The 25,536-nt window shown below is 61.3% G+C and carries 20 protein-coding genes, 1 other RNA gene and 1 pseudogene; 15 read left to right on the top strand and 7 right to left on the bottom strand.

Features of this window, described 5'->3' with window-relative positions; genetic code table 11:
- Nucleotides 1–13 precede the first annotated feature (13 nt).
- A pseudogene (locus QY917_RS03375) lies at nt 14–997 on the top strand (integron integrase); the annotation flags it as partial.
- A gap of 284 nt (nt 998–1,281) precedes the next feature.
- Here the strand turns inward: QY917_RS03375 and QY917_RS03370 are convergent.
- Nucleotides 1,282–1,407, bottom strand: coding sequence for a hypothetical protein (locus QY917_RS03370; protein WP_302078597.1), 126 nt, complete (start codon nt 1,405–1,407; stop codon nt 1,282–1,284).
- Between the two features lie 71 nt (nt 1,408–1,478).
- Nucleotides 1,479–2,186 carry a VIT family protein gene (locus QY917_RS03365; RefSeq protein WP_123676459.1) on the bottom strand — a complete coding sequence of 236 codons (708 nt, stop codon included), beginning with the start codon at nt 2,184–2,186 and terminating at the stop codon, nt 1,479–1,481.
- Between the two features lie 621 nt (nt 2,187–2,807).
- Here QY917_RS03365 and QY917_RS03360 point away from each other — a divergent pair.
- From QY917_RS03360 to QY917_RS17335, 5 genes are all read left to right on the top strand, one after another.
- Complete coding sequence (locus QY917_RS03360; protein ID WP_123676460.1) at nt 2,808–3,419, top strand: glutathione S-transferase family protein; 612 nt, start codon at nt 2,808–2,810, stop codon at nt 3,417–3,419.
- 47 nt (nt 3,420–3,466) lie between these two features.
- A complete protein-coding gene (locus tag QY917_RS03355; RefSeq protein ID WP_123676461.1) occupies nt 3,467–4,456 on the top strand; it encodes a pyridoxamine 5'-phosphate oxidase family protein in 990 nt (329 codons plus the stop codon).
- 11 nt (nt 4,457–4,467) lie between these two features.
- Nucleotides 4,468–4,932 (top strand): nuclear transport factor 2 family protein, encoded by a 465-nt coding sequence (locus tag QY917_RS03350; RefSeq protein WP_123676462.1) that lies wholly within the window; start codon nt 4,468–4,470, stop codon nt 4,930–4,932.
- 157 nt (nt 4,933–5,089) lie between these two features.
- Nucleotides 5,090–5,977, top strand: a complete 888-nt coding sequence (locus tag QY917_RS03345; RefSeq protein WP_123676463.1) for a LysR family transcriptional regulator — start codon at nt 5,090–5,092, stop codon at nt 5,975–5,977.
- Between the two features lie 498 nt (nt 5,978–6,475).
- A complete protein-coding gene (locus tag QY917_RS17335; protein ID WP_369684867.1) occupies nt 6,476–6,697 on the top strand; it encodes a type IV toxin-antitoxin system AbiEi family antitoxin in 222 nt (73 codons plus the stop codon).
- A gap of 360 nt (nt 6,698–7,057) precedes the next feature.
- Here the strand turns inward: QY917_RS17335 and QY917_RS03340 are convergent, their stop codons facing one another.
- Nucleotides 7,058–7,357: a DUF6471 domain-containing protein gene (locus tag QY917_RS03340; RefSeq protein ID WP_123676465.1), complete on the bottom strand. Its 300-nt coding sequence runs from the start codon at nt 7,355–7,357 to the stop codon at nt 7,058–7,060.
- Nucleotides 7,358–7,479: 122 nt separating this feature from the next.
- On the opposite strand from QY917_RS03340, the gene QY917_RS03335 reads away from it, so the two are divergent.
- Genes QY917_RS03335 through QY917_RS03325 form a run of 3 tightly spaced genes read left to right on the top strand, consistent with a single transcriptional unit; the run spans nt 7,480 to nt 12,596 of the window.
- Nucleotides 7,480–10,185 (top strand): DDE-type integrase/transposase/recombinase, encoded by a 2,706-nt coding sequence (locus QY917_RS03335; protein ID WP_123676466.1) that lies wholly within the window; start codon nt 7,480–7,482, stop codon nt 10,183–10,185.
- 1 nt (nt 10,186) lies between these two features.
- Nucleotides 10,187–11,233 (top strand): TniB family NTP-binding protein, encoded by a 1,047-nt coding sequence (locus QY917_RS03330; protein ID WP_123676467.1) that lies wholly within the window; start codon nt 10,187–10,189, stop codon nt 11,231–11,233.
- A 1-nt stretch (nt 11,234) separates the two neighbouring features.
- Nucleotides 11,235–12,596 carry a TniQ family protein gene (locus QY917_RS03325; protein ID WP_123676468.1) on the top strand — a complete coding sequence of 454 codons (1,362 nt, stop codon included), beginning with the start codon at nt 11,235–11,237 and terminating at the stop codon, nt 12,594–12,596.
- A 349-nt stretch (nt 12,597–12,945) separates the two neighbouring features.
- Here QY917_RS03325 and ssrA read toward each other — a convergent pair.
- The 4 genes from ssrA to ompA all read right to left on the bottom strand — a co-directional run bounded on the left by ssrA (nt 12,946) and on the right by ompA (nt 15,461).
- Nucleotides 12,946–13,324, bottom strand: a transfer-messenger RNA (tmRNA) gene (gene ssrA, locus QY917_RS03320).
- A gap of 13 nt (nt 13,325–13,337) precedes the next feature.
- Nucleotides 13,338–14,015: an HAD-IA family hydrolase gene (locus QY917_RS03315; protein WP_123676469.1), complete on the bottom strand. Its 678-nt coding sequence runs from the start codon at nt 14,013–14,015 to the stop codon at nt 13,338–13,340.
- The gene (gene ubiG / locus QY917_RS03310) at nt 14,012–14,725 is read right to left on the bottom strand and encodes a bifunctional 2-polyprenyl-6-hydroxyphenol methylase/3-demethylubiquinol 3-O-methyltransferase UbiG (protein ID WP_011805662.1); all 714 of its coding nucleotides are present in this window, start codon (nt 14,723–14,725) and stop codon (nt 14,012–14,014) included. The genes QY917_RS03315 and ubiG overlap by 4 nt, the downstream gene beginning before the upstream one ends.
- 79 nt (nt 14,726–14,804) lie before the next feature.
- Complete coding sequence (ompA, locus tag QY917_RS03305; protein WP_011805663.1) at nt 14,805–15,461, bottom strand: outer membrane protein OmpA; 657 nt, start codon at nt 15,459–15,461, stop codon at nt 14,805–14,807.
- 226 nt (nt 15,462–15,687) lie between these two features.
- On the opposite strand from ompA, the gene gyrA reads away from it, so the two are divergent.
- The 6 genes from gyrA (at nt 15,688) to rpsA (ending at nt 25,505) form a co-directional block, all read left to right on the top strand.
- Entirely contained in the window at nt 15,688–18,321 is a 2,634-nt protein-coding gene (gene gyrA / locus QY917_RS03300; RefSeq protein WP_123676470.1) for a DNA gyrase subunit A, read from the top strand.
- A gap of 69 nt (nt 18,322–18,390) precedes the next feature.
- The gene (gene serC, locus QY917_RS03295) at nt 18,391–19,500 is read left to right on the top strand and encodes a 3-phosphoserine/phosphohydroxythreonine transaminase (RefSeq protein WP_123676580.1); all 1,110 of its coding nucleotides are present in this window, start codon (nt 18,391–18,393) and stop codon (nt 19,498–19,500) included.
- A 115-nt stretch (nt 19,501–19,615) separates the two neighbouring features.
- Nucleotides 19,616–20,731: a prephenate dehydratase gene (gene pheA / locus QY917_RS03290; RefSeq protein ID WP_123676471.1), complete on the top strand. Its 1,116-nt coding sequence runs from the start codon at nt 19,616–19,618 to the stop codon at nt 20,729–20,731.
- 9 nt (nt 20,732–20,740) lie between these two features.
- Nucleotides 20,741–21,625, top strand: a complete 885-nt coding sequence (locus tag QY917_RS03285; protein ID WP_011805667.1) for a prephenate dehydrogenase/arogenate dehydrogenase family protein — start codon at nt 20,741–20,743, stop codon at nt 21,623–21,625.
- Nucleotides 21,625–23,646: a bifunctional 3-phosphoshikimate 1-carboxyvinyltransferase/cytidylate kinase gene (locus tag QY917_RS03280; protein WP_123676472.1), complete on the top strand. Its 2,022-nt coding sequence runs from the start codon at nt 21,625–21,627 to the stop codon at nt 23,644–23,646. The genes QY917_RS03285 and QY917_RS03280 overlap by 1 nt, the downstream gene beginning before the upstream one ends.
- Before the next feature lie 173 nt (nt 23,647–23,819).
- Entirely contained in the window at nt 23,820–25,505 is a 1,686-nt protein-coding gene (rpsA, locus tag QY917_RS03275; protein WP_015913004.1) for a 30S ribosomal protein S1, read from the top strand.
- The last annotated feature ends 31 nt before the right edge of the window (nt 25,506–25,536 follow it).

Raw genomic sequence — 25,536 nt, 5'->3', positions numbered from 1 at the left:
ACTAAATTCAGCCATGAAACCCGCATCCCCTCCTGTGTTGCGCGCCACACGGTTGCTGGATCAGGTCCGTGAGCGAATTCGTTACAAACACTATAGCCTGCGCACCGAGCAGGCTTACGTGCAGTGGGTGCGCATGTTCGTGAAATGGCACGGCTTGCGGCATCCGCGAGACATGGGGCAGCTGGAAATCGAAGGTTTTCTCGCCATGTTGGCCAACGAGCGGCGGGTGGCGGCTGCCACGCACAACCAGGCGTTGAGCGCACTGCTATTCCTCTACCGCGAGGTGTTGGGCACGGACCTGCCATGGCTCGATGGCGTGCAGCGCCCGCGCACGCCCAAGCGCATTCCCTCGGTTTTGACGGTGGCCGAGGTGGCGGCTCTGCTAGCGGCGTTGCCGACCGATATGGCCTTGCTGGCCCGCCTGCTGTACGGCACCGGCATGCGGCTGATGGAAGGCTTGCGCTTGCGGGTCAAGGACGTGGATTTTGATCGTGGGGTGGTCGTGGTACGCCAGGCCAAGGGCGACAAGGATCGGGTTGTGATGCTGCCGCGCAGCCTGGCAGCCGAGCTGCGCCAACAGGTGCTCGCTGCGCGTGCGCTGTGGGAGCAAGACCGGCAAGCGCAGTGCGGTGGCGTGGACGTTCCGCATGCACTGGAGACCAAATACCCCGGCGTGGGACAACGGTGGGGTTGGTTCTGGGTGTTCCCTGCTTCATCCCTGTCTGTGGACCCGCGCACAGGTGTGTGGCAACGACATCACCTCTATGAGGAGCGATTACAGCGCGCACTGAAGAAGGCCGTTGCACAGGCGGGCATTTGCAAACCCGTTTCAGTGCACACCTTGCGCCACAGCTTCGCCACGCACTTGTTGCAGTCGGGCACTGACATTCGCACGGTGCAGGAGTTGCTGGGGCACTCGGACGTGAGTACGACGATGATCTACACCCAAGTTCTGAAAGTCGCAGCCACGCGCACCACCAGCCCGTTGGACTCCTTGGCCTTGCACTTGCGGCCTAGCGGAATGACGGCTTTGGAGCTTCTAGCTGGATGGCGGCTCAGGGTCGTAAGCTGCTGTTTGCGCTGCAAGACTGGAGGCCCGCTCCCAGCCTGAAGCAGCCGCCGTTGGACATATACAGTCTGGCTGCCAGTTCAGCTATCGGAGAAGCAAGATAAATTGCGCCGCCGGTCAATAGAAGAAGTTGGAGGAACTGTGCCCGTTGCCGAGAAGCAGTTGGTTGTTCTGTGCCTCCCTCTGTACACATGAGGCCTACCTCCGCAAACTCAGCTCTCAAATTGCAGGCGTCCGGTCTCGATCGATGCAGTCTTGCCTTCCGGCACGAGCGTGCCGGTGGTGGTAGGGGGCACCGCACCGAACTGCGGCTTGCGCTGGCTTTGGTCCTCGCGCATGCTATAGACTGCCGCGGGCGTTCTCGCTGGACAACGGTCGATTGTCCGCTCGGCTCGGCCCTTGGTGCTGTCTACACAGCGGTGCCGAACATTGCTCCCACCCCCGCTGTCACCGCCATGGCAAATGTGCCCCAGAACGCTACGCGCAGTGCACTTTTCAAAGGCGGCGTTCCGCCTACGGCTGCGGCGGCAGCGCCAAGCATGGCCAGGAAGACAATCGCCGTCGCTACGACCCAATAGAGCAAGCTCTGCTCCGGTGCCAATAGAACCACAGCCAGCGGCATGGCCGCTCCCACGGCGAAGCTGCCAGCAGACGCCAGTGCAGCTTGCAGAGGGCGAGCGCTTAACGCTTCCGAGATGCCCAACTCATCGCGCGCATGCGCGCCCAGCGCATCATGGGCCATCAATTGCGTGGCGACTTGATCCGCGAGTTGGTGATCTAGTCCACGCCGGACGTAGATGGCCGTTAGTTCTCGATGCTCTGCTTCCGGACTGTTTTTAAGTTCATCTCGTTCCCGCGCCAAATCCCCTTTTTCCGTGTCGGCTTGTGAATAGACCGATACGAACTCACCGGCGGCCATGGACATGGCGCCGGCTACCAGCCCCGCGATGGCCGTGGTCATGATGCTGGCATGGCTTGCCTGGGCCGCAGCCACGCCGGCAACCAGGCTAGCTGTGGAAATGATGCCGTCATTGGCCCCCAGAACAGCTGCGCGTAGCCATCCGATATGTTCAGTGCGATGGCTCTCAGGGTGGGCACGGTGGTGAAATTTTGTCATTGGAGATGCGAATCCATGTGAAGCAGCCTGAGGCCAACAGCTCAGGGGCGATGACCGGGAAGCATGCGAACCAGTGTGGTGTCGCGCATGACGTAATGGTGCTACAGATTCGGGACTACAAACGAGTGGGCTTACCTGCGATCGCAGCCAACAAACGGACATCGCTGCCTTTTACTCTGGTCGCACACTCCTCCCCTCCACGCCGAACATCACCATTCTCGGCCACGTCTGCGACTGCGTTAGGGGCGCTTCCCATCCGGCTTTCCCGAGCTGCGAACGTGCCCAGCGATTCCCCAGTCACCTGCGATGACGCCAACCGCTCCAGTTCTTTTACGCGTGAAGGGGATCTGCGAAAAGAGACTCAGCCCGAAATTGCCGATCACGAGTGGCCGGTCATAGTGAATTTGTCGCCAATGTTCGCGTCGCCCCGGGGGTAAGGTCATCCCAGCTCGGTATATCGGGGTAGTCCTATCGATCGGCTTCTATTGGCGCATTATTTCTAGTGGACAGTTTCTTCGCGTTATTTCATCGCGTGAAATACTGAACTGCAGAAGTAACGGATTCTCATCGCACCGGCAGGGAATCAAACTGCTTCTGTTCCAACAACACAAAGACTTCAGCATGAAGCTCTACTGCCATCCTCTCTCGGGCCACTCCCATCGAGCCCATCTGTTCTGCTCGCTGGTAGGTTTACCTGTTGAACTTGTCGAAGTTGACCTTAAAGGTGGTGCACACAAGAAACCAGATTTTCTCAATAAAAATCTCTTCGGGCAGGTTCCGGTCTTGGAAGACGACGGTATCTATGTCTCTGATTCCAATGCAATCCTTGTGTACTTGGCCAAGAAATATGGGCTCTCAGAGTGGCTGCCTGAACAAGCACACGCCGCTTCCGTAGTACAGCGGTGGCTCTCGGTCGCCGCTGGCGAAGTCGCCTACGGGCCCGCCGCAGCGCGTCTGCTGACGGTCTTCGGCGCCAATTATTCGGCGGAGGAAGTGATTGCGCGTTCCCATGTATTGCTGGGGAGACTAGAGATGCAGCTGAATCAGACCTCTTGGTTGACGGGAGACCGCCCAACAATTGCAGATGTGGCCATTTATAGCTATGTGGCCCATGCTCCTGAAGGAAATGTTGATCTATCGGGTTACCCAGCAGTGAATGCATTCCTTAGACGACTGGAAGCTCTTCCTGGGTTTGTCCCTTTCCAGCGAACACCCGTCGGCCTTGCAGCCTAGTCGTGCATAGCGAGTGGCTATTCAACGGTCAAAATTGGAGAACGGCTATGGATAACCAAGCCATTTGGCACGATGGCGAGCGATTCCTCCAGGCAGCAATCGGTGCCGAGGAACGCATGGCAGAAGTCGGTCAACGTGTTATCAGATCGTATATGCCCGATCAGCATCGGGAATTTTATGCGCAACTCCCCTTTATCGTGCTTGGAAGCGTAGATAAAACAGGCGCGCCGTGGGCCACCGCTATCGAAGGACAGCCGGGGTTCATATCCTCACCGGCTCCGTCGGTCCTTGATATTGCCATCTCGCTGGCCCCTTCAGATCCGGCGAGCCGGGGGATCGTTTGCGGCAGTTCTGTAGGGCTGCTTGGTATTGAAATGCATACCCGCAGGCGCAACCGAATGAACGGTGTGATAACGAAAACAGGGGGTCAGTTGCGAGTCAACTGCGACCAGAGCTTCGGCAACTGCCCTCGCTACATACAAATGCGCGACTACTTCTTCTCCCGCCCTCCTGGAGATTCATCCAGCGGCAGGATGGAAGAAATGGCTTCCTTGGACACTGTAGCCGTGGAGACCATTCAGGAAGCCGACACCCTATTTGTTGCTTCCTACGCCGCCGTAGGGGACCGCAAACAGGTAGACGTTTCACATCGAGGTGGGCGGCAGGGATTTGTTCGGGTGAACACCGACCGCAGTCTTACCATCCCCGACTTCAACGGAAACCGTTTTTTTGCCACTTTAGGGAACATAAAGCTGAATGGAAAGGCCGGGCTTCTATTTATCGACTTTGGCACAGGAAGCATGCTGCAGATGACGGGAGAAGCCGAGCTCGTTCTCAGCTCGTCAGAGATTACGGCTTTTCAAGGAGCGGAAAGGCTTTGGAATTTTCGCCCTGAGCAAATCGTTCGCAGAACCGAGGCGCTTGCTTTGCGTTGGTCATCACGCCCCGATGGATATTCGCCGCACTCATTGATGACTGGTGATTGGAGTTCAGTATCCAATGTTGGAGCACACCGCACTGATCAGCTATCTACCTAGTTGAGAAACGCATGATTCGCATACCAACACCGCCTTTCACGGAAGAAAGCGCCATAAAAAAGGTCCGTCTTGCTGAGGATGCTTGGAACACCCGGGATCCGATACAGGTGTCACTTGCGTACACGACCAATACACGTTGGCGCAACCGTGTGGAGTTTGTCAGCAGCAGAACGCAAGCCCAAGCGTTCCTGGCACGAAAATGGGCAAAGGAATTGAACTACCGCCTGATTAAAGAACTCTGGGCCTTCACCGGCAATCGCATCGCGGTGAGATACGCTTACGAATACCATGACGATAGCGGTCAATGGTACCGTGCTTATGGTAACGAAAACTGGGAATTCACTAAAGAGGGGCTCATGCGAGCTCGGCATGCAAGCATCAACGAACACCCCATCGAAGAGCAGGAACGGAAATTTCGATGGTCACTCGGAAGACGCCCTGACGACCATTCTGGTCTGAGCAGTTATGGGTTCTAATGCCGAGAAATGCGGACTGGGAGTATGTTAGACAGAATTCCTGGCTGCCCGAGCGTTCGGGCTTCTGCGGGCGAGGTCACTCGCGGCGACGCTGTGCATCACCGTTCGGGTACTGGACTGCTCGGTCAGCCAGGGCGCAGCAATTGGCGAGGAGAACATGGATCGTTGGCAGGCAATGCGCATTTTTGTAGGTGTGGCAGAGACAGGAAGTTTTGCGGAAACTGCGCGTCGCCTGCGTATAAGCGCCCCAGCGGTCACACGATCGGTCTCCGCTCTTGAAGAGTTAGTGGGCGCACGTCTTTTTGTACGAACGACCCGTGCCGTAAAACTTACAGATACGGGGGTACGTTATCTTGCGGATTGCAGACGAATTTTGTCCGATATAGCCGAAGCAGAGGCGGCCGCAGCAGGGTCGTATGCGAAGCCAACTGGAATGCTCTCGGTCACCGCTTCAGCGATGTTTGGCCAAAAGTACGTTCTGCCGATAATGGCTGACTATTTGGACCAATATCCGGCAATGTCGGGGAGGACACTCTTTGTTGACCGACAGGTCAATATCATTGAGGAGGGCATCGACGTCGCCGTTCGTATCGGACATCTCGCAGACTCGGGGCTTACGGGCATTAAAGTAGGTACTGTGCGTCGCGTTGTCTGTGGCTCGTCTGAATATTTTGAGAAGCATGGGATACCAGCCTCTCCTGCGGATCTCAAGAAGCACCGTATTGTGAGCTCCACGAGTGCGTGGGCATCTTCTGAATGGCGGTTTGCTGATGATCGGCGAGTAACGGTGAACGCAGCGCTGCAATGCAACACTAACGAAGCCGCGATCGCTGTTGCCGCTTCCGGCTGGGGATTAACGCGAGTTATTGACTATCAAATCAACCCGGCACTTCTCAAAGGGGGGCTTCAAGTTGTACTCGCGGAATATGAGGAACCGCCACTACCCATTCACATAGTGTACGCAGCTGGTCGCCACGCCCCTGCCAAAGTGCGGACCTTTGTAGATATGGCCATCGCGCGGCTTGGGACTGATCTTCCTGGATGACTTACTGAAGTCGACTGACGATATGCACCCACATAGAAAGCCTCGAGTCCGAGTCTCCGGTCAGATTCGTGCTGTGAAGGCAATCCCAAGCCCGGACGCTTCTTGGACCAGCTGTGGAGCTCTTGCATCCTACCGACGTTCATTTATCGTTCTTGTTCACGTTACGTGAACATCACTAAAGAATGAACGAACTAGCCATTCTCCAAAGCGCCCTCCAAGCCAGCAGTCCGGTGTTGAACTAGCGAGAGTTGTCCGAGCCATTGCGGAGGAAGGGATCCCCTGAGGCGACTTTTGCGACTGACCATGCGCGATGGTCCGGAGCGGCTATTTCTCGCCGAGATTAGGATCACCGTCCCCGATCGTACTGCGCGACAAGCTCAACCCTCAGCGGTATTCGGCCATCACTGAAGACTGGTGGCTCGCCACACAACTGCAACCAGGTGAGGGGCTTGGCGCGGTGAGGTTGACGCGGCGCTGCTGACCTCGTACCTGAAGCCAGTGCAGGCGACGATCTACTGTTGGACGGGTCGCGAAAAGCTAATGATGCGCTACCGGCTGCGCCCCGATCCACACGGCATGACCGTGATCCTTGATGCCTTCTGGGTTCCCATGGACAACACAGCTCGTCCCATCGCGCCGCAGCTGCTTTCTATGCCTACCGGATCGCCGCGCTTGACGATCGAAACAGGGAAGTGGCGCAAGCGCTGCTGGAGCAACTAGATGACGTTGAAGCCACCGCCAGACCGGGATACTGAACCGGCGCTGCGCGACCCATTTGATGCTGGCAAGCACGTTCTATCCGTGTGTTGAATCATTCTCCCTCGCAGTTGGGAGCGCAGTTAAGCATTTAGAGGTGTGTGGCGCGGCCATCGCACGGTCGCGGTAAGTTGCGAAATCTGCAGACTTGCCATATTCTAGGAACGCACATCTGCCGATGCTGCCTTTGGATTGAAGACGTACACGCTCTTTGAGCCTCATGCAAGGCTCTGGCGGCCTATTGGGTGAGAGGACTCAATAGGTGAAGCGATGCCGCCTCCTTCTGATCCAGAGCCAGCCGACCGCTGCCGGCTAGTGGCAGCGTCAGTTGCTCCCCTGTTTGTCCGTTGGCAGCCCAAGCGGGCGGGCATTGGGCTCCTCTTCGGGCTCAAGTGCCTCCAAGCAAGCCAACAGGAATGCCGCGGAGAACTTCTTTCGGTTGACCTTGCGGTTCAACTGCGCCGCCGACTCGTAGATTCCCAACCTCTCAAGCGCCTTCGAAAGCGCCTTGTAGCTCATGCGGTGCTTCCGCATCTCATCCAGCAGCGTCTCGGCAGCCTCTTCCTCCCATACCTCCCACGCCGAGGCCTCAGATGTCGATGCGAGTGTGGTGGGGGTCGCCATATGGGTTGGGGTGGCAATCGGAACCCATGTATTCTGCCCCAAATCGGTCGTAAACGACTGATCTGCAGCGAATTTGCCGCTCGAGTTCCTTTACTTCAGCAGGACCCTTTGCCTGAACGCCCATGCTGAACAAAGAAGAACTCAACGCACTATTCGACCGCCATGGCCTGCCGGCCACTGGGCGCAACCTTGTCATTCGTGCCCGGGCAGAGGCGCCCGTGCGCCAAGTCAAATCCCAAGGTGGCAACGTCATCACGCTGATGGCCAGCCGCAAAATGGGCCGAGAGATCCGCACCGAGAGTCGTCACATCGAGTTCGCGGCCGCAGTCGAGAAAGAGTTCGACCCGCAGGTCATCGAGTATTACCCCCAGCCCTGTTTGCTTCGGCTCGAACTCATCGACGACACCACCGGCGAAATCCGCAACATCCAGCACACCCCAGACTTTCTGACCATCCGCGAGGACGGGTTCACACTGGAAGAATGGAAATCTGATGCAAAGCTGGCGCGCTTGGCTGAGCGCTATCCCTACCGCTATCGGAGAGGCAGCGATGGTCAATGGTGTGCACCTCAGATCGAGCGACAGCTTGCTGAAATGGGCATTCGCTACCGCGTTTGCAGCGACGCGGCAATCTCTGCCAAGCGCATCGAAAACTACCTGCATCTCGCAGACTACCTTGATCCCGCAGCGCAGCCCTGCCCACCTGCAACGCTCGCCCGTTTGCATGCCGCGCTGCAAGAGCATGGAGCCATCTACCTGTCCGAGCTTCTGGCGGCGCCCCACCATTTCAACGCGGACGAGCTGAACAAGGCGATCGCGGACCACCTGGTCGTTGTCGACCTCGATCGCGAGGCGCTGACGCAGCCCTTGCGCTCGCGCTTGTATCGCGACACAACCTTGAGAGATTTTCTGGCTGATCAGGTGGACGCCGGCGAGATGCCTGGGCAAGGGGACTTCGTCGTAAGCATTGCACCCGGCGCGGTGTTTCGCTACGAAAACCAGACTTTCAACATCTCCTTGGTCGGCGAGCGCGACATTGTGTGCACCCTGGAGGATGGGACAACTAGCACGCTGGCAAAAGCGTGGCTGCTGAACGCCATCGAGCAAGCACACGTGCGACCGGTGCACGACGCTGTAGCGCAGAGATCTGATCTGGCGCGCTACACGGAACAAGAGCTGCGCGTGGCAGCACAGCGCGCAGCACGGCTGGCGGGGGATCAGTCGAGCCAGGGCAACCGAACAACTCGCCGCTGGCTCGCCAAGCAACGAATCGCCCTGGCTAACGGTGCCAACGAGGTCATAGCACTGATTCCCAAAACCGCAGCGAGAGGCAACCGCGCAGCCAGGCTGACCGAGGAGCAGGAGTACCAACTCCGTCGCATCATTGAGACAAAGTGGACCAGCCACGAAGCACGCAACTACCGCTCATGCTACCGAGAGCTTGTGGTGGCTTGCGAAGCGTCTGGTGTCAAGCCCCCGTCTTATCCCACCATGATTCACCGCATCAGAGCCATGGAAGACGCCCAAACCAGGCGAACCCGCGAAGGCAAACGCAAGGCCTACCAGATGAGCCCTTTCATCGATGTGCTGTGTGTCGATACGCCTGCCCATGGCAGTCGTCCTTTTCAGTATGTGCACATCGATCACACACAGTTGGATATCGAACTGATCTCCAGTCGAACGGGAAAGCCAATGGGACGGCCCTGGCTCTCGTTTGCGGTGGATGCGTACTCACGCCGCATTGTTGCGTTGTATCTGACGTTTGATCCACCGTCGTACCACTCGGTGATGATGGTGGTGCGCGACATGGTGCGACGCTTTGGCCGGTTGCCAGAGTTCATTGTCGTGGACAACGGGCGCGACTTCATGTCTTCGGCCTTTGAGACCTTTCTCGAGGTCATGGGTGTGCACCTGCGCTATCGCCCAGCCGGTCAGCCCCGCCATGGCGCGGTGCTCGAGCGGTTGTTTGGCCGGGTCAACACGGAGTACATCCATAACCTCGCCGGCAACACAAAGGCCACAAAAAACGTACGCATGACAACCGGCAAGCATCTGCCGGTGAACTTCGCGCAATGGACCCTCGAGTCCATGTACCACGGTGTGAGCTTCTGGGCGACCGAATACTACGACCAGGAGCGTCACCCGGCGCTGGACATCAGCCCCCGCGAAGCATTTCAAAGGGGTATGGCGCAGTCGGGAGCGCGCCCGCACCGCCACATTCTGTTCAACGAAGACTTCCTGATCGCAACCTGCCCCCCCGTGGACCGCAAGGCGTCGCGCTTGGTGCACCCTCAGCGTGGCGTCAAGGTCAACGACATGCTGTATTGGCATGCGGACTTCAAGGATCCGCGCTACGCCGATAAGCAGTGGCCGGTGCGCTATGACCCCTGGGACGCCTCAACGGTTTACGTGCGTCTGAAAGACCGATGGGCGCGCGCCGTATGCCGCAATCTCAGGAATCTGGGACAGCTCACCGAGATTGAGCGCCGCACGCTGACCGAGGAATATGCGAAGAAAACTGGAGCGTCAATCAACGACGAGCGTGCTCGCGAACGACTGCGTGAGTTCATGCAGGTGTTCACTCCCGAGGGCGCACTGGCTGCTGCATTGGAGCGCCAGGCCGAGAACAAGTCGCTCTACAACCACCTTCAGCTGTCCAGCATCCACCCCGTGCCGGCGGCCTCGAAAACCTGCCTGATTAAGGACACACCACTTGTTGAAAGAGTCACACCGGAGAGGTGCGACCACAGGACACCTTCGCCCCTATCCCTCCAGGCGCCGCCTCAGGCACAGGCACCTGGTGACCTCCCTGACTTTGACACTTTCTAACATGACCCGTCCTGAAATCCTCCCCTCCGACCTGGCGCTCGTGAGCCCTCCCAGCTACACCCAGGCTCTGCAATCGCTGCGCATCAAGCACACCCGCATCAAGCAGGTGATGGATGAGCTGAACTGTTTGATCTACCCGGGCAGCCAGGACAGCATCTTGATGGTCTGCGGCCCCACGGGCGTGGGCAAGAGCGCACTGGCCAAATCGATGGTCAAAGCGGAAAACGAGCGCAGTGCGCCTGAAATGCAGGCCGATGCCGGCATCATCCCGGCGGTATATGTGGAAGCGCGGGCCTCGGGTGAAGACGATTTTTCCTGGCGCCTGTTCTACCAAAGCGTGCTGGAGCAACTGGATACGGACCTGGAAATCCCAAAGTACCACTTCGATATCGATCCCATCACCGGACGCATGGTGAGCCCGCGCAGTCTCAAGGACCGCACGCTAGCCGGCCTTCGCACTTCGGTCGAGCGCACACTGCGTCATCGCAAAACCCGCTTCCTCGTCATTGATGAAGCCGCACACATCATCCACCAGACGCGGCGCAATCGGCTGGAGATCCAACTGGACACATTGAAGTCGCTGGCCAACCAGACGGGCGTGCAAATCGTTATGGTCGGCTCCTATGACCTATTTCAGCTGATGTCGCTCTCCGGACAGTTGGCTCGGAGAACGCACGTGTTGCATATGGAGCGGTATCGGCAGGACAACGACCACGATATTCGTGCCTTCCACGCCTGCGTGCAGAAATTCCAGAACACGGCCGAGCCGGTCTGGGGACAGGGATTGATGCCCTATGCCGACAGCCTCCATGAGAACACCCTGGGATGCATCGGCACGCTCAGTGCAATCCTGACGCGGGCAGCGAAGCTTGCCGAGACCACCGGCAGTTGGTCGCCAGATCACCTGCGCACGGCACTGCTATCAGAACTGCAGCGCAAGCAGATCCTGGAAGAGATTTTGGATGGAGAGGCGGCAATCAATCCCGGGCTGACCCGCAGCATGCCCAAACTGCCCAAGACGGGCGCTCAACAACGAAAGGTCGCGTGATATGGACAAGGTCGTAAATCCCCGCTCGGTACTACACGCGCTACAGCCGCTGGGCCTGGGCAGCGCCCAGGTCGAGAGTCTTCTGAGCTATTTTTGCCGGCTTGCCGCCTCCCACAGCACCTCCACCGTAAGTCTGTCTCGAGAGGTGGCGCGGCGCTTCGAGCACGACGTGGAGGAGCAGTTCGACTGGTTTCAGCGGCAAATTTCTGGGATCGGGGACTCGGCGCTCACATGGTCGAGCGCCTTGTCGGCGCTCACGAGTATTCCAATGCTGGACCGGCTCACGTTCCTGCCTTGGCGCAACGTGATCGCACAAAGCGGCTTCCCCATCGTGAGCAAAGGACAATTTTGCCCGCATTGCTTGGCCGAGGACCGGGTCAACGGGGGAACGCCCTATTTCCGCCTTGCTTGGGAGTCCAAGGCGGTCACTGTCTGCCACACCCATCACGTCAGACTGGAGCAACACTGTCCCTGCTGCTACAAGGACAACGTGCGGCATGCGGCGGCCCTCGTCGTGCCCGGTTGGTGCACAAAATGCGGGGCGTTCTTGGGCCGTGACGTGAGCCAAGCGAGCACTGACCATGCCATTGAACCGGTTGAGCTGTGGCGCGCACGCCAGATGCATGAAATGCTCCGCGTGCAGCAGCAGTTCGCGCACAATCCCCGGCGCAGTGCGTTGGTGGACGCCATCCAGCACATCATTGCAGAGATGGACGGCGGACAGGGGACTCGCTTTGCGAAACGCGTGGGGATCTCCAAGGGGACCGTTCACTACTGGCTTCAGTCGAACAAATTGCCCACACTGGAGATCAGCATGCAAGTGGCATCGCAATCGGGCATCGGCGTGGTCCAACTGCTGACTGGCGATACGGCGCACTGGAAGCCACCGTCGCAAGAGCCGCAATTGACTCTGTTCAAGGCCCAGGACCGCAAGCGCGGGCCTCAGCGAGAGATCGATTGGAACGAGGTGGAACAGCAGTTGAAGACCTATTTGCACCAACCCAACCCTATGCCGGTAAGGGAAGTCTCCAAGCAATTGGACATCGAGACGCGGTTTTTGTACCTGAAGTGCAACCAGACTGCTCGCCAGATAGGTCAGCGCTGGCTGACTCATCAGAAGCACCGCCGCCAGGTCCGCCTTGCGAAGGCCATGCCCTATCTGGAGGCGGCCGGACGGGATGTACTGAAGGAGGGTAAAGCGCTCAATCTCAGAGAAGTAACAACCCGCGTTCCCGCGGAGGTGTTGTCTGGCGTGCAGGGACTTTATGAGGTCCTGCGGGATGTGAAAAGTCGGGTGGGCCACCCCTCCGCCGCCGCGAGCAACGATTGCACTGAATCACCAAAGCCTGGGCTGGCACGCTGAACCCAGTGGCTTGAAGCGTTACTGGGCCGCTCTTCGCAGCCTTTTTTGCGCTTGCAGCGCGACAAGCGATCTGATGCACAGCCTGAGGTCTCAAGGGTACGTCCCAAAGACTTCCCGCACTTTGCGCAAAAAAAGCCCGCGAGCATGCGCTCGCGGGCTTATCCATTTACGCAAGAACAATCCACAAGGTAGCCACGCAGTCACCTCGTGCGGGACTTCTTCCAAGGTTCCTAGCACAAATTTCGCATAAAGCAAAATTTGGCCAAACGTCAAATAAACCATAACGTGGCCAGATGGCCACTTTATGCCTTACGCCACAGGGTTCTCCAGAGTGTGGCGGTGTCTTGAGTGGTGGAGCTGGCGGGAATTGAACCCGCGTCCGCAAGCCTTCTTCGGGCAGATCTACATGTTTAGTGCTCTGTTTTCATTCTTGCATCTCACGTCGCGCAGGCACACGCTACGCAAGATGCCAGCACCCTTGAATCTCATGCCATGCCAAGGTACCCGGCATGCCACCAGCTGATGTAAATTCCCTTGCAGCCTGGAGGCCTTGCGACCCCCTTGCCCAGCCCATCAGCGTGCTGTTGCAAGGCTCACCGGTATTTAAGCGGCGAGTGCGAAACGTTCGTCGTTTGCAGTTAGTTTAGTGAATGGAGATTTACGAGCGTCACTCAAGCTCGACATGCACCGCTCCGATTCCGAACCCACGTCGAAACCGGGACAGCCCCTTAGATGACTATTTTAGTCCAGGCCCATCAATTTCAAGAGGTCAAGGGGGGAATAAATCTCTGCATCCGCGCCCCAACTCTTCGGGGAGGCGCCCGAGCCAAGATAGCCGTACATGGCCACCACGGTTTTCATGCCTGCGGCTTGCCCTGCTTGAATATCTCTTTCGTCGTCACCGACGTAAATGCACTCGTGCGGCTCCAGCCCCAGGCGCCGTGCAGCCTCCCACAAAGGCTCTGGGTGGGGCTTGGAATACGCAGTGGTGTCTCCACTGACGATGGCCCCCGCATTGGCGAAAAGCGCCACGCGCTGGGCAATGAGCGAGGTAAAACGCTCCACTTTATTGGTCACCACACCCCATTTCAACGGACTATGCTCAAGAGTAGCCACCAATTCCTGGATGCCAGGAAACAATGCCGTTTGGTCGTGGATGCATTGCTCGTAGTTAGTGAAAAACTCTTCCCTCAAGCCGGGAAAGTCCGGATGGTCCGGCGTGATACCGAATGCCACCGACAACATACCCCTCGCGCCCGCGCCGGCCAGGGGACGATAGGCCTGCAGCGGCAGCGAAGGGAGCCCGCGGACGGACCGCAACTGGTCCGCAGCAAAGCCCAGGTCAGGCGCACTGTCGATCAAGGTGCCATCCAGGTCGAACAACACCCCGCGCACCGCCGTGAAAGACACCTCGCTCATGCAGTGGGTCGCCTGGTAGCGAACAGGTAATTCACATCGGTATCCCCGCTCAGCCAATAGCGGCCGGTTACGGGGTTGTACTGCATGCCGCGCGTATGCAACACATCAAGGCCCGCCTGGCGGCATGCGGATGCCAGCTCACTAGGGCGGATGAATTTGGCGTACTCATGCGTTCCCTGGGGCAGCATCTTGAGCAGGTATTCCGCCCCCACGATCGCCAACGCAAAGGCCTTCGCATTCCGGTTGATCGTAGAGAAGAACACCCATCCGCCTGGCTTGACGAGGCGCGCGCATGCGGCCACGACCGACTGGGGATCGGGCACATGCTCCAGCATCTCCATGCAGGTGACCGTGTCGAACGACCCAGGACACTCGTTTGCCAACTCCTCGACGCTGATCTCCCGGTACTGTACGCGCGGCGTTTCCGCCTCCAGGGCATGGAGCCGCGCCACGCGCAATGCCTTGGACGCCAGGTCGATCCCCGTGACTTCTGCCCCCTTGCGGGCCATGGAGTCCGACAGAATTCCCCCGCCGCACCCCACGTCGAGAACCTTGCGCCCTTCCAGAGGCGAGAGTTGATTGATCCAATCCAGCCGCAACGGGTTGATTTGGTGCAGCGGACGGAATTCGCTGTCGGGGTCCCACCAGCGATGGGCCAGTTCCGAAAACTTGGCCAACTCAGCGGGATCGGCGTTTACAGAAACAGTCATGTTTTCATTGTCCCATCTGCAACGAGCAAGGCATAAAAAAAGCCCCGTTGCCGGGGCTTTTTTGTGACCGATGGATCGATCAGTTGGCGCGGGTACCAACCACTTCGATTTCCACACGGCGGTTCTTGGCGCGACCTTCCTTGGTCTTGTTGTCCGCCACGGGCTGCTTTTCGCCCTTGCCTTCGGTGTAGACGCGGTTCTTTTCGATGCCCTTGGACACCAAGTAAGCCTTCACGGCTTCAGCGCGACGCACGGACAGCTTCTGGTTGTATGCGTCGGTACCGATGGAGTCGGTGTGACCCACGGCAATGATCACTTCCAGGTTGATGCCCTTGACCTTGGAAACCAGGTCGTCCAACTTGGCCTTGCCTTCGGGCTTGAGGACGGACTTGTCGAAGTCGAAGAAAGCGTCGGCTGCATAGGTCACCTTGCTAGCGATAGCAGGTGCGGGGGCAGGAGCGGCAGGAGCTGCGGCTGCAGGAGCGGGTGCAGCTGCGGGAGCAGGAGCAGCAGCCTTCACCAGAGCGCCGTCGCAACCTTCAGCAGCGGTTGCGGGGGTCCAGTTGGCGTCGCGCCAGCACAGTTCATTCGTGCCGTTCTTCCAGACCAGCTCGCCCGAGCCGTTTTGCCAGTTATCGATGACCTTACCGCCGTCTGCCGCCTTCACTTGAGCAACAGCCGAGGTAGCAAGCACAGCAGAGGCCAACAACATCGCCACTTTGTTCAGTTTCTTCATGGTTCTCCTCTTGGGGAAAAAGCCGCAGCCGCGCTGCGAATCAGGGACGTCGTCAGTGACCATCACCAAAAACGTTGAAATGATTGTGCCATACGTAACAAGGCCGGGGCTGCTTTGACGAGGTGCAAACCGTAGGACAAAAGCGCAATCCCAGGGATGTGTTGCTCAGCTACTACAGGGCGTTGCACCTAAAATGGCCGCTTCCTGCCGCCACCCCTCCGTCGACATGACCCAGTTTGCCAAAGAAACCCTGCCCATCAGTCTCGAAGAGGAGATGCGGCGCAGTTACCTGGATTACGCGATGAGCGTGATCGTCGGGCGCGCCCTGCCCGACGCGCGGGATGGCCTGAAGCCTGTGCACCGGCGCGTGCTGTTTGCCATGCACGAGCTCAACAATGATTGGAACCGGCCTTATAAGAAGTCCGCCCGTATCGTTGGTGACGTGATCGGTAAGTACCACCCCCACGGCGACAGCGCGGTATACGACACGATCGTGCGCATGGCGCAAGACTTCTCTCTGCGCCACATGCTGGTGGACGGCCAGGGCAACTTCGGCTCAGTGGACGGCGACAGCGCCGCGGCAATGCGCTATACCGAAATCCGCCTGTCAAAAATAGCGCACGAGATGCTGGCGGACATCGACAAGGAAACGGTCGATTTCGGCCCGAACTACGACGGCAGCGAGAAGGAACCGCTGGTGCTGCCGAGCAAGCTGCCCAACCTGCTGGTCAACGGATCGGCCGGCATCGCCGTGGGCATGGCAACCAACATCCCGCCGCACAACCTCAATGAGGTGGTGGATGCCTGCTTGCACCTGCTGCGCCAGCCTGACGCGACGGTGGACGAACTCATGGAGATCATCCCCGCGCCCGACTTCCCCACGGCCGGCATCATCTATGGCATCAACGGGGTCAAGGAAGGCTACCGCACGGGCCGCGGCAAGGTGGTGATGCGCGCCAAGTGCCACTTCGAGGACATCGACAAGGGCCAGCGCCAGGCCATCATCGTTGACGAGCTGCCCTACCAGGTCAACAAGAAGACGCTACAGGAGCGCATGGCCGAGCTGGTGCACGAGAAGAAGCTCGAAGGCATCAGCCACATCCAGGACGAGTCGGACAAGTCCGGCATGCGCCTGGTGATCGAGCTCAAGCGCGGCGAAGTACCCGAGGTGGTGCTCAACAACCTGTACAAGCAGACCCAGCTGCAAGACACCTTTGGCATGAACATGGTGGCGCTGGTGGACGGCCAGCCCAAGCTGTGCAACCTGAAGGACCTGATCGAGGTCTTTCTGCAGCACCGCCGTGAAGTGGTCACGCGCCGTACGGTGTTCGAGTTGCGCAAGGCCCGCGAGCGCGGCCACGTGCTGGAAGGCCTGGCCGTGGCGCTGGCCAACATCGACGAGTTCATCCGCATCATCCGTGAGTCGCCCACGCCGCCCGTGGCCAAGGCCGAACTGATGGCGCGTTCCTGGGACAGCCAGTTGGTGCGCGAGATGCTCACGCGCACGCGTGCCGATGGCGGCGTGGTCAACGCGGATGACTACCGTCCCGAAGGGCTGGAACGCGAGTTCGGCATGCAGGAAGGCGGCCTGTACCGCCTGTCGGACACGCAGGCCCAGGAAATCCTGCAGATGCGCCTGCAGCGCCTGACGGGCCTGGAGCAGGACAAGATCGTGGCCGAGTACAAGGACGTCATGTCGGTCATCGAGGACCTGCTGGACATCCTGGCCAAGCCCGCGCGCGTGTCCACGATCATCGGCGAAGAGCTTTCCACGCTGCGCCAGGAGTTCGGCCAGTCCAAAGTGGGTGCGCGCCGCAGCACCATCGAGCACAGTGCCCAGGACCTGTCCACCGAGGACCTGATCACGCCCACCGACATGGTGGTCACGCTGTCGCACACCGGCTATATCAAGAGCCAGCCACTGTCCGAATACCGCGCGCAAAAGCGCGGCGGGCGCGGCAAGCAGGCGGCGGCGACCAAGGAAGACGACTGGATCGACCAGCTCTTCATTGCCAATACGCACGACTACATCTTGTGCTTCTCCAACCGCGGCCGGCTGTATTGGCTCAAGGTGTGGGAAGTGCCCTCCGGCTCGCGCAACTCGCGCGGGCGCCCCATCGTCAACATGTTCCCGCTGGCCGAGGGCGAAAAAATCAACGTCGTTCTGCCCCTGACGGGCGGCATGCGTACCTTCCCCGCCGACCACTATGTGTTCATGGCGACCAGCATGGGCACGGTGAAGAAGACCGCACTGGACGAGTTCAGCAACCCCCGCAAGGGCGGCATCATCGCGGTGAACCTGGATGATGGCGACTACCTCATCGGCGCGGCGCTGACCGACGGCCAGCACGACGTGATGCTGTTCTCCGACGGCGGCAAGGCCGTGCGCTTCGACGAGAACGACGTGCGGCCGCTGGGCCGCCAGGCGCGCGGCGTGCGCGGCATGATGCTGGAGGACGGCCAAAGCGTGATCGCCATGCTGGTGGCTGAGGATGAGAACCAGAGCGTGCTCACCGCCACCGAGAACGGCTACGGCAAGCGCACGAGCATCGTCGAGTACACCCGCCATGGGCGCGGCACCAAGGGCATGATCGCCATCCAGCAAAGCGAGCGCAACGGCAAGGTCGTGGCCGCCACGCTGGTGCATGCCGACGACGAGATCATGCTGATCACCGATACCGGCGTGCTGGTGCGCACCCGCGTGTCCGAGATCCGCGAACTGGGCCGCGCCACGCAGGGCGTGACGCTGATCTCGCTGGACGAAGGCGCCAAGCTCAGCGGACTGCAGCGCATCGTGGAGAACGACGCGAACGCCGCCGATCTCGATGCAGCCGACGCCCCGCCGCCCGCTGACGCCTGAAACCGCTTCCAAAACGATAGCTGCCAGCGCTTGACTGAAAAGCGCTTGCAGCACATTTGACCCATGACCATGAATCGCCCTTACAACTTCTCGGCCGGTCCGGCCGCCATCCCTGAGGAAGTGCTGCAGCAGGCCGCCGCCGAGATGCTGGACTGGCACGGCAGCGGCATGGGCGTGATGGAGATGAGTCACCGCGGCAAGGAGTTCATCGCGATCTACGAGCAGGCCGAAGCCGACCTGCGCGAGCTGCTGGCGGTGCCGCCGGAGTTCAAGATCCTGTTCATGCAGGGCGGTGGCCTGGCGGAGAACGCCATCGTGCCGCTGAACCTCTCGCGCGCAGCCACAGTGGACTTCGTGGTCACCGGTAGCTGGAGCCAGAAGTCGCGCAAGGAGGCAGCCAAATACGCCGCCGAGGTGCGCACCGCGGCCTCCGGTGAAGAGAGCCACTTCACCACCCTGCCCGACCCGGCCGGCTGGCAGCTGAGCCGCGGCGCCAGCTACGTGCACATCTGCAGCAACGAGACCATCCACGGCGTGGAATTCCAGGAGCTGCCCGACCTGCGCGCCCTGGGCAGCGATGCCCCACTGGTGATCGATTTCTCCTCTCACGTGGCGTCGCGCCCCGTCGACTGGAGCCGCGTGAGCCTGGCCTTCGGCGGCGCGCAGAAGAATCTGGGCCCTGCAGGCCTGACGCTGGTGGTGGTGCGCGAGGATCTGCTGGGCCACGCCTTGCCCGCCTGCCCCAGCGCCTTCGATTACAAGATCGTGGCCGAGAACCACTCCATGTTCAACACGCCCCCCACCTGGGGCATCTACATGGCCGGCCTCACCTTCCAGTGGCTCAAGCGCCAGCGCGAGGGCGCGGCCAGCGGCGTGGCCGCGATGGAGCAGCGCAACATCGCCAAGGCGCGGCTGCTGTACGACTTCATCGACCAGTCGCAGTTCTACGTGAACAAGGTGGCGGCCAACTGCCGCTCGCGCATGAACATCCCCTTCTTCCTGCGCGATGAGTCGCGCAACGACGCCTTCCTGGCCGGCGCCAAGGAGCGCGGCCTGCTGCAGCTCAAGGGCCACAAGTCCGTGGGCGGCATGCGCGCCAGCATCTACAACGCCATGCCTCTGGCGGGCGTGCAGGCGCTGGTGGACTATCTGCAGGACTTCGAACGCACCGCTGCCTGAAGCCACGGCACGGCCCTTTCATAAAAATGTGAGCTGTCGCGCTTGATGTATCTGGGTTTGAGATAGTTTCTCCACTCAAACACAGAACAGACAAGCGCGGACAGCTATCAAATCCATGGCAGACAACGCTTCAAGCCCCACACCCCAGGCCAGCCCCGCGCTGGCCGATCTGCGCGTGCAGATCGATTCGCTGGACCACCAGCTGCTGCAGCTTCTCAACCAGCGCGCCCGCGTGGCCGAGCAGGTGGGCGAGCTGAAGAAGCGCGAGGGCACGCCCTACTTCCGCCCCGACCGCGTCGCCCAGGTGATCGAGAAGATCACCAAAGCCAACCCCGGCCCGCTCAAAGGCGCACACGTGTCCGCCATCTGGCGCGAGATCATGTCTGCCTGCCTGGCGCTGGAATCGCCCCAGCGCGTGGCCGTGCTGGGCCCCGAGGGCACGTTCTGCGAGCAGGCAGCCATCGAGTACTTCGGCGGCGCGGCCGACCTGATGTACTGCAACAGCTTCGACGAGGTGTTCCACGCCACGGCCGCGGGCAGCGCGCAGTACGGCGTGGTGGGCGTGGAGAATTCCAACGAGGGCGTGGTCACGCGCTCGCTGGACATGTTCCTGCACACCCCCTGCCATGTGGTCGGCGAGGTCAGCCTGCTGGTGCGCCACAACCTGCTGCGCTCCACCAACAGCGCCGAGCACATCGAGTCCGTGTTGGCCCATCCCCAGGCGCTGGCACAGTGCCAGGGCTGGCTGTCCAAGCACCTGCCCCACGCCGAGCGACGGCCCGTGTCCAGCAATGCCGAAGGCGCACGCCTGGCCGCCACCAACCCGGCGTGGGCCGGCATCTCCAGCGAGCGCGCCGCACAGCAGTTCGGCCTGCATGTGGTGGCCCACGCCATCCAGGACGACGCCTACAACCGCACGCGCTTTGCCGTGATTTGCCTGCCGCACACGCTGGCCACGCCCGCGCCCACGGGGCGGGACTGCACCAGCCTCATCATCTCGGTGCCTAACCGTCCCGGCGCCGTACACGACCTGCTGGTACCCCTGAAGAAGCACGGCGTGTCCATGACGCGCTTTGAATCCCGCCCCGCGCGCACAGGACAGTGGGAGTACTACTTCTACATCGACATCGAAGGCCACCCCGCCCAGCCCAACGTGGCCGCCGCGCTGGCCGAGCTGCAGCAGCTGTGCGCCTTCTACAAGGTGCTGGGCACCTACCCCGTTCCGGCGTGAGGGGGCAGCATGTTTGAACAACTGGGACTGATCGGCTGCGGCCTCATGGGCGGCTCCTTCGCCCTGGCATTGAAGAAGGCGGGGCTGGTCAAGCGCGTCGTAGGCTACAGCAAGTCGCCCTCCACCACCGATCGGGCGCGCCAGCTCGGCGTGATCGACGTTGAGGCGCCCTCCGCGCTGCTGGCCGCCGCGGGTGCCGACATCGTGCTGCTGGCCGTTCCCGTGGCCGCGACCGAATCCACCTTGAAGGCCATCAAGCACCTGGTCACACCGCAGATGCTGCTCATGGACGTGGGCTCCACCAAGGCCGACGTGGTGCAGGCCGCGCGCCGCGCGCTGCGTGACCAGATCGGCTCGTTCGTGCCGGCGCACCCGATCACAGGGCGCGAGGTGTCGGGCGTGGAACATGCCGACGTCGACCTGTACACCGGCCGCCAGGTGATCCTGACCCCCACCGAGCGCACCCTCACCGCCCAACTGCACCGCGCGGAGGAAGTGTGGCGCGCCCTGGGCTGCCACGTGAGCAGCATGTCGCCCGAAGCACACGACGCCAGCTTCGCGGCCGTGAGCCATCTGCCGCACATGCTCGCGTTCGCCATGATCTCGGGCATCACCGCACAGCCCAACGCGGACGAACTGCTCGCGCTGGCCGGACCCGGCTTTCGCGACTTCACGCGCATCGCCGCCAGCGACCCCAAGATGTGGCGCGACATCCTGCGCGCCAACCGCGACGAGGTGCTGGCCCAGTCGCGCGTGTTCAAGCAGGCACTGCAGACGCTGGAGGAGGCCATGCAGGCCGACAACGACCAGGCGCTGGAAGACCTCATCACGCTCGCCAGTCACACCCGCGCGCACTGGCGCATGGGCGCGCCCCGCAAGCACAAGGACCACTGATGTTCTCCACCGCGTTCCTCGACCTGCCGCCCCTGGCCAGCGTGCAGGGCAGCGTGCAGCTGCCGGGCTCCAAGAGCATCTCCAACCGCGTGCTGCTGCTGGCCGCGTTGAGCCAGGGTACGACCGAGGTGCGCGACCTGCTGGCCTCAGACGACACGCGCGTGATGCTGGATGCGCTGCGCCAGCTCGGCTGCACGGTCGACGAAGCCGGAGGCGGCAACGTGCGCATCACGGGTTTGGGATCGTCCACGCCGCCCCCGCCCACGCAGCTCTTCATGGGCAACGCCGGCACGGCCATGCGCCCGCTCACCGCGGCACTCGCGCTGCTGGGCGGCGAGTACGAACTGTCGGGCGTGCCGCGCATGCACGAGCGTCCCATTGGCGACCTGGTGGACGCCCTGCGCCAGCTCGGCTGCCGCATCGACTACCTGGGCAACGAAGGCTTTCCACCGCTGCGCATCGCCCACGCGGGCGGCCTGCCGCCGCTGCAGCTGCAGGCGCCGATCCGCGTGCGCGGCGACGTGTCCAGCCAGTTCCTCACCGCGCTGCTGATGGCGCTGCCGCTGGTGGCCCGGCAGCAGGACGTGGTGATCGAAGTCGTGGGTGAGCTGATCTCCAAGCCCTACATCCACATCACGCTGGAGCTGCTGGCGCGCTTTGGCATCGCCGTGCGGCACGAGCAGTGGCAGCGCTTCACCATTCCCGCGGGCAGCCGGTACCAATCGCCGGGGCTGATCCATGTGGAGGCGGATGCATCATCTGCTAGCTATTTCATAGCTGCTGGCGCAATCGCTGCGGGCGCTAGCGGCCAAAATGGCATCAAGATCCTGGGCGTTGGACTGGATTCGATCCAGGGCGACATCCGCTTCGTCGAGGCCGCACAAGCCATGGGCGCACGCGTCACCGGCGGCCCCAATTGGCTGGAGGTGGCCCGCGACACCTGGCCGCTCAAGGCGATCGACCTGGACTGCAACCACATCCCCGATGCAGCGATGACCCTCGCCGTCATGGCGCTGTATGCGCGGGGCACGACCGTATTGCGCAACATCGCAAGCTGGCGCGTCAAGGAAACCGACCGCATCGCGGCCATGACCTGCGAGCTGCGCAAGCTGGGCGCCACGGTGGAGGAAGGCGCGGACTACCTGCGCGTGACGCCACCCGCCCAGTCCGGCGACTGGCGCGCCGCCAGCATCCACACCTACGACGACCACCGTGTGGCCATGTGCTTTTCGCTGGCGGCCTTCAACCCGGCCGGGCTGCCCGTGCGCATCGAAGACCCCAAGTGCGTCGCCAAGACCTTCCCGGATTACTTCGAGGCCCTGTTCCAGGTGGCGCAGACCGACGCGGACCGCATCCCCGTGATCTGCATCGACGGCCCGACGGCCTCGGGCAAGGGCACGGTGGCCGCTGCCGTGGCGCGTGCGCTGGGCTACCACTTCCTGGATTCAGGGGCGCTGTACCGCGTCACCGCCCTCGCGGCGACCCGTGCGGGCCTGGAGATCAGCCCCGACAACGAGCCGCGCATCGCCGAACTGGCGCGGCAACTGCCCGTGCGCTTCGCGGGCGACCGCATCTGGCTGGGCGAGGAAGACGTTACCGACGCCATCCGCACCGAGCAGGCCGGCATGAACGCCTCGCGCGTGTCGGCGCTGCCGGCGGTGCGCGGCGCCCTGGTCGCGCTGCAGCATGGCTTTCGCCGCCTGCCGGGCCTGGTGGCCGACGGGCGCGACATGGGCACGGTGATCTTCCCGCAAGCACCGCTCAAGGTCTTCCTCACGGCCAGCGCCGCCTGCCGGGCCGAGCGCCGCTATAAGCAGTTGATTTCCAAGGGAATTTCGGCTAATATCGCCGACCTTCGCGCAGACTTGGAAGCGCGGGACGCGCGGGACGCAAACCGCAGTGCCTCGCCCCTGAAGCCCGCGCAGGACGCCCTGGTACTGGACAACTCCGAGCACACGATCGACGAGGCCGTGATGCAGGTGATTGACTGGTGGCAGGCTCGCCAGCCGTTCGGCGCGTAAGTGCTGACGGCCGGTACATGGCCCACACGGCTCCCGCCGCGCCCTGACTGCGCACTGGCCGTGTGGTTCTTACAACCTCAACCCCGCGGTGTGATGCCGCACAACCTCCGCAGGCAGTCTTAGAAACGAAGGCAATGGTGCCGTCGGAAACCTGCATGCGGGCAAGGAACTACATGTCTGAATCTTTTGCCGCCCTTTTTGAAGAGTCGTTGACACGCACCGAAATGCGTCCCGGCGAAGTCATCACCGCTGAAGTCGTGCGCGTGGAGCACAACTTCGTCGTGGTGAACGCTGGCCTGAAGTCGGAAGCCTATGTGCCGATCGACGAATTCAAGAACGACCAGGGCGAGATCGAAGTCCAAGTGGGCGACTTCGTGTCCGTGGCCATCGGCTCCATCGAAAACGGCTACGGCGACACCATCCTGTCGCGCGACACCGCCAAGCGTCTGGCCTCCTGGCTGTCGCTGGAGAAGGCGCTGGAATCCGGCGAATTCGTGACCGGCACGACCTCCGGCAAGGTCAAGGGCGGCCTGACGGTGCTGGTCAACGGCATCCGCGCCTTCCTGCCCGGTTCGCTGATCGACACCCGTCCCGTCAAGGACCTGACTCCGTACGAAAACAAGACCCTGGAGTTCAAGGTCATCAAGCTGGACCGCAAGCGCAACAACGTGGTGCTGAGCCGCCGCGCCGTGGTGGAAGCCTCCATGGGCGAAGAGCGCGCCAAGCTGATGGAAACGCTGAAAGAAGGCGCCATCGTCAACGGCGTGGTCAAGAACATCACCGAATACGGTGCGTTCGTGGACCTGGGCGGCATCGACGGCCTGCTGCACATCACCGACATGGCATGGCGCCGCGTGCGCCACCCCTCCGAGGTGGTCACCGCCGGCCAGGAAATCACGGCCAAGATCCTCAAGTTCGACACCGAGAAGAACCGCGTCTCGCTGGGCCTCAAGCAAATGGGCGACGACCCGTGGCTGGGCGTATCGCGCCGCTACCCCTCGGGCACGCGCCTGTTCGGCAAGGTCACGAACATCGCCGACTACGGTGCGTTCGTCGAGCTGGAGCCCGGCATCGAAGGCCTGGTGCACGTCTCCGAAATGGACTGGACCAACAAGAACGTGGCTCCTTCCAAGCTCGTGTCGCTGGGTGACGAAGTCGAAGTCATGGTCCTGGAGATCGACGAAGACAAGCGCCGCATCAGCCTGGGCATGAAGCAGTGCAAAGCCAACCCCTGGCAAGAATTCGCGCAGGACACCAAGCGCGGCGACCGCGTCAAGGGCCCGATCAAGTCGATCACCGACTTCGGCGTGTTCGTGGGCCTGGCTGCCGGCATCGACGGCCTGGTGCACCTGTCCGACCTGTCCTGGAACGAGCCCGGCGAATCCGCCGTGCGCAACTACAAGAAGGGCCAGGAAGTCGAGGCGATCGTGCTGGCCGTGGACGTGGACCGCGAGCGTATCTCCCTGGGCATCAAGCAGCTCGACGGCGACCCGTTCACCACCTTCGTGACGGTGAACGACAAGGGCCAGACGGTGACCGGCAAGGTCAAGACCGTGGACGCCCGTGGCGCCGAGATCGATCTGGGCGAAGACATCGTGGGCTACCTGCGCGCTTCGGAAATCTCCCGCGACCGCGTGGAAGATGCCCGCAACGTGCTGAAGGAAGGCGACGAGGTCACGGCCGTGGTGGTGAACGTGGATCGCAAGACCCGCAACATCCAGCTGTCCATCAAGCAAAAGGACATGGTTGACCAGCAGGAAGCCATGGCGCACCTGTCGGCCCAGTCCGCGAAGGAAAACGCCGGTACCACCAGCCTGGGCGCCCTGCTGCGCGCCAAGCTGGACAACTCCGACAAGTAATCCGTCGCGGCCTGCCCTGCAGGCGCCGGTG

The organism is Diaphorobacter sp. C33 (assembly GCF_030503915.1).
Taxonomy (GTDB): Bacteria; Pseudomonadota; Gammaproteobacteria; order Burkholderiales; family Burkholderiaceae_C; genus Diaphorobacter; species Diaphorobacter nitroreducens.
The sequence above is the reverse complement of the archived record's forward strand: the minus strand, read 5'-3'. Positions and strand labels throughout refer to the sequence as shown.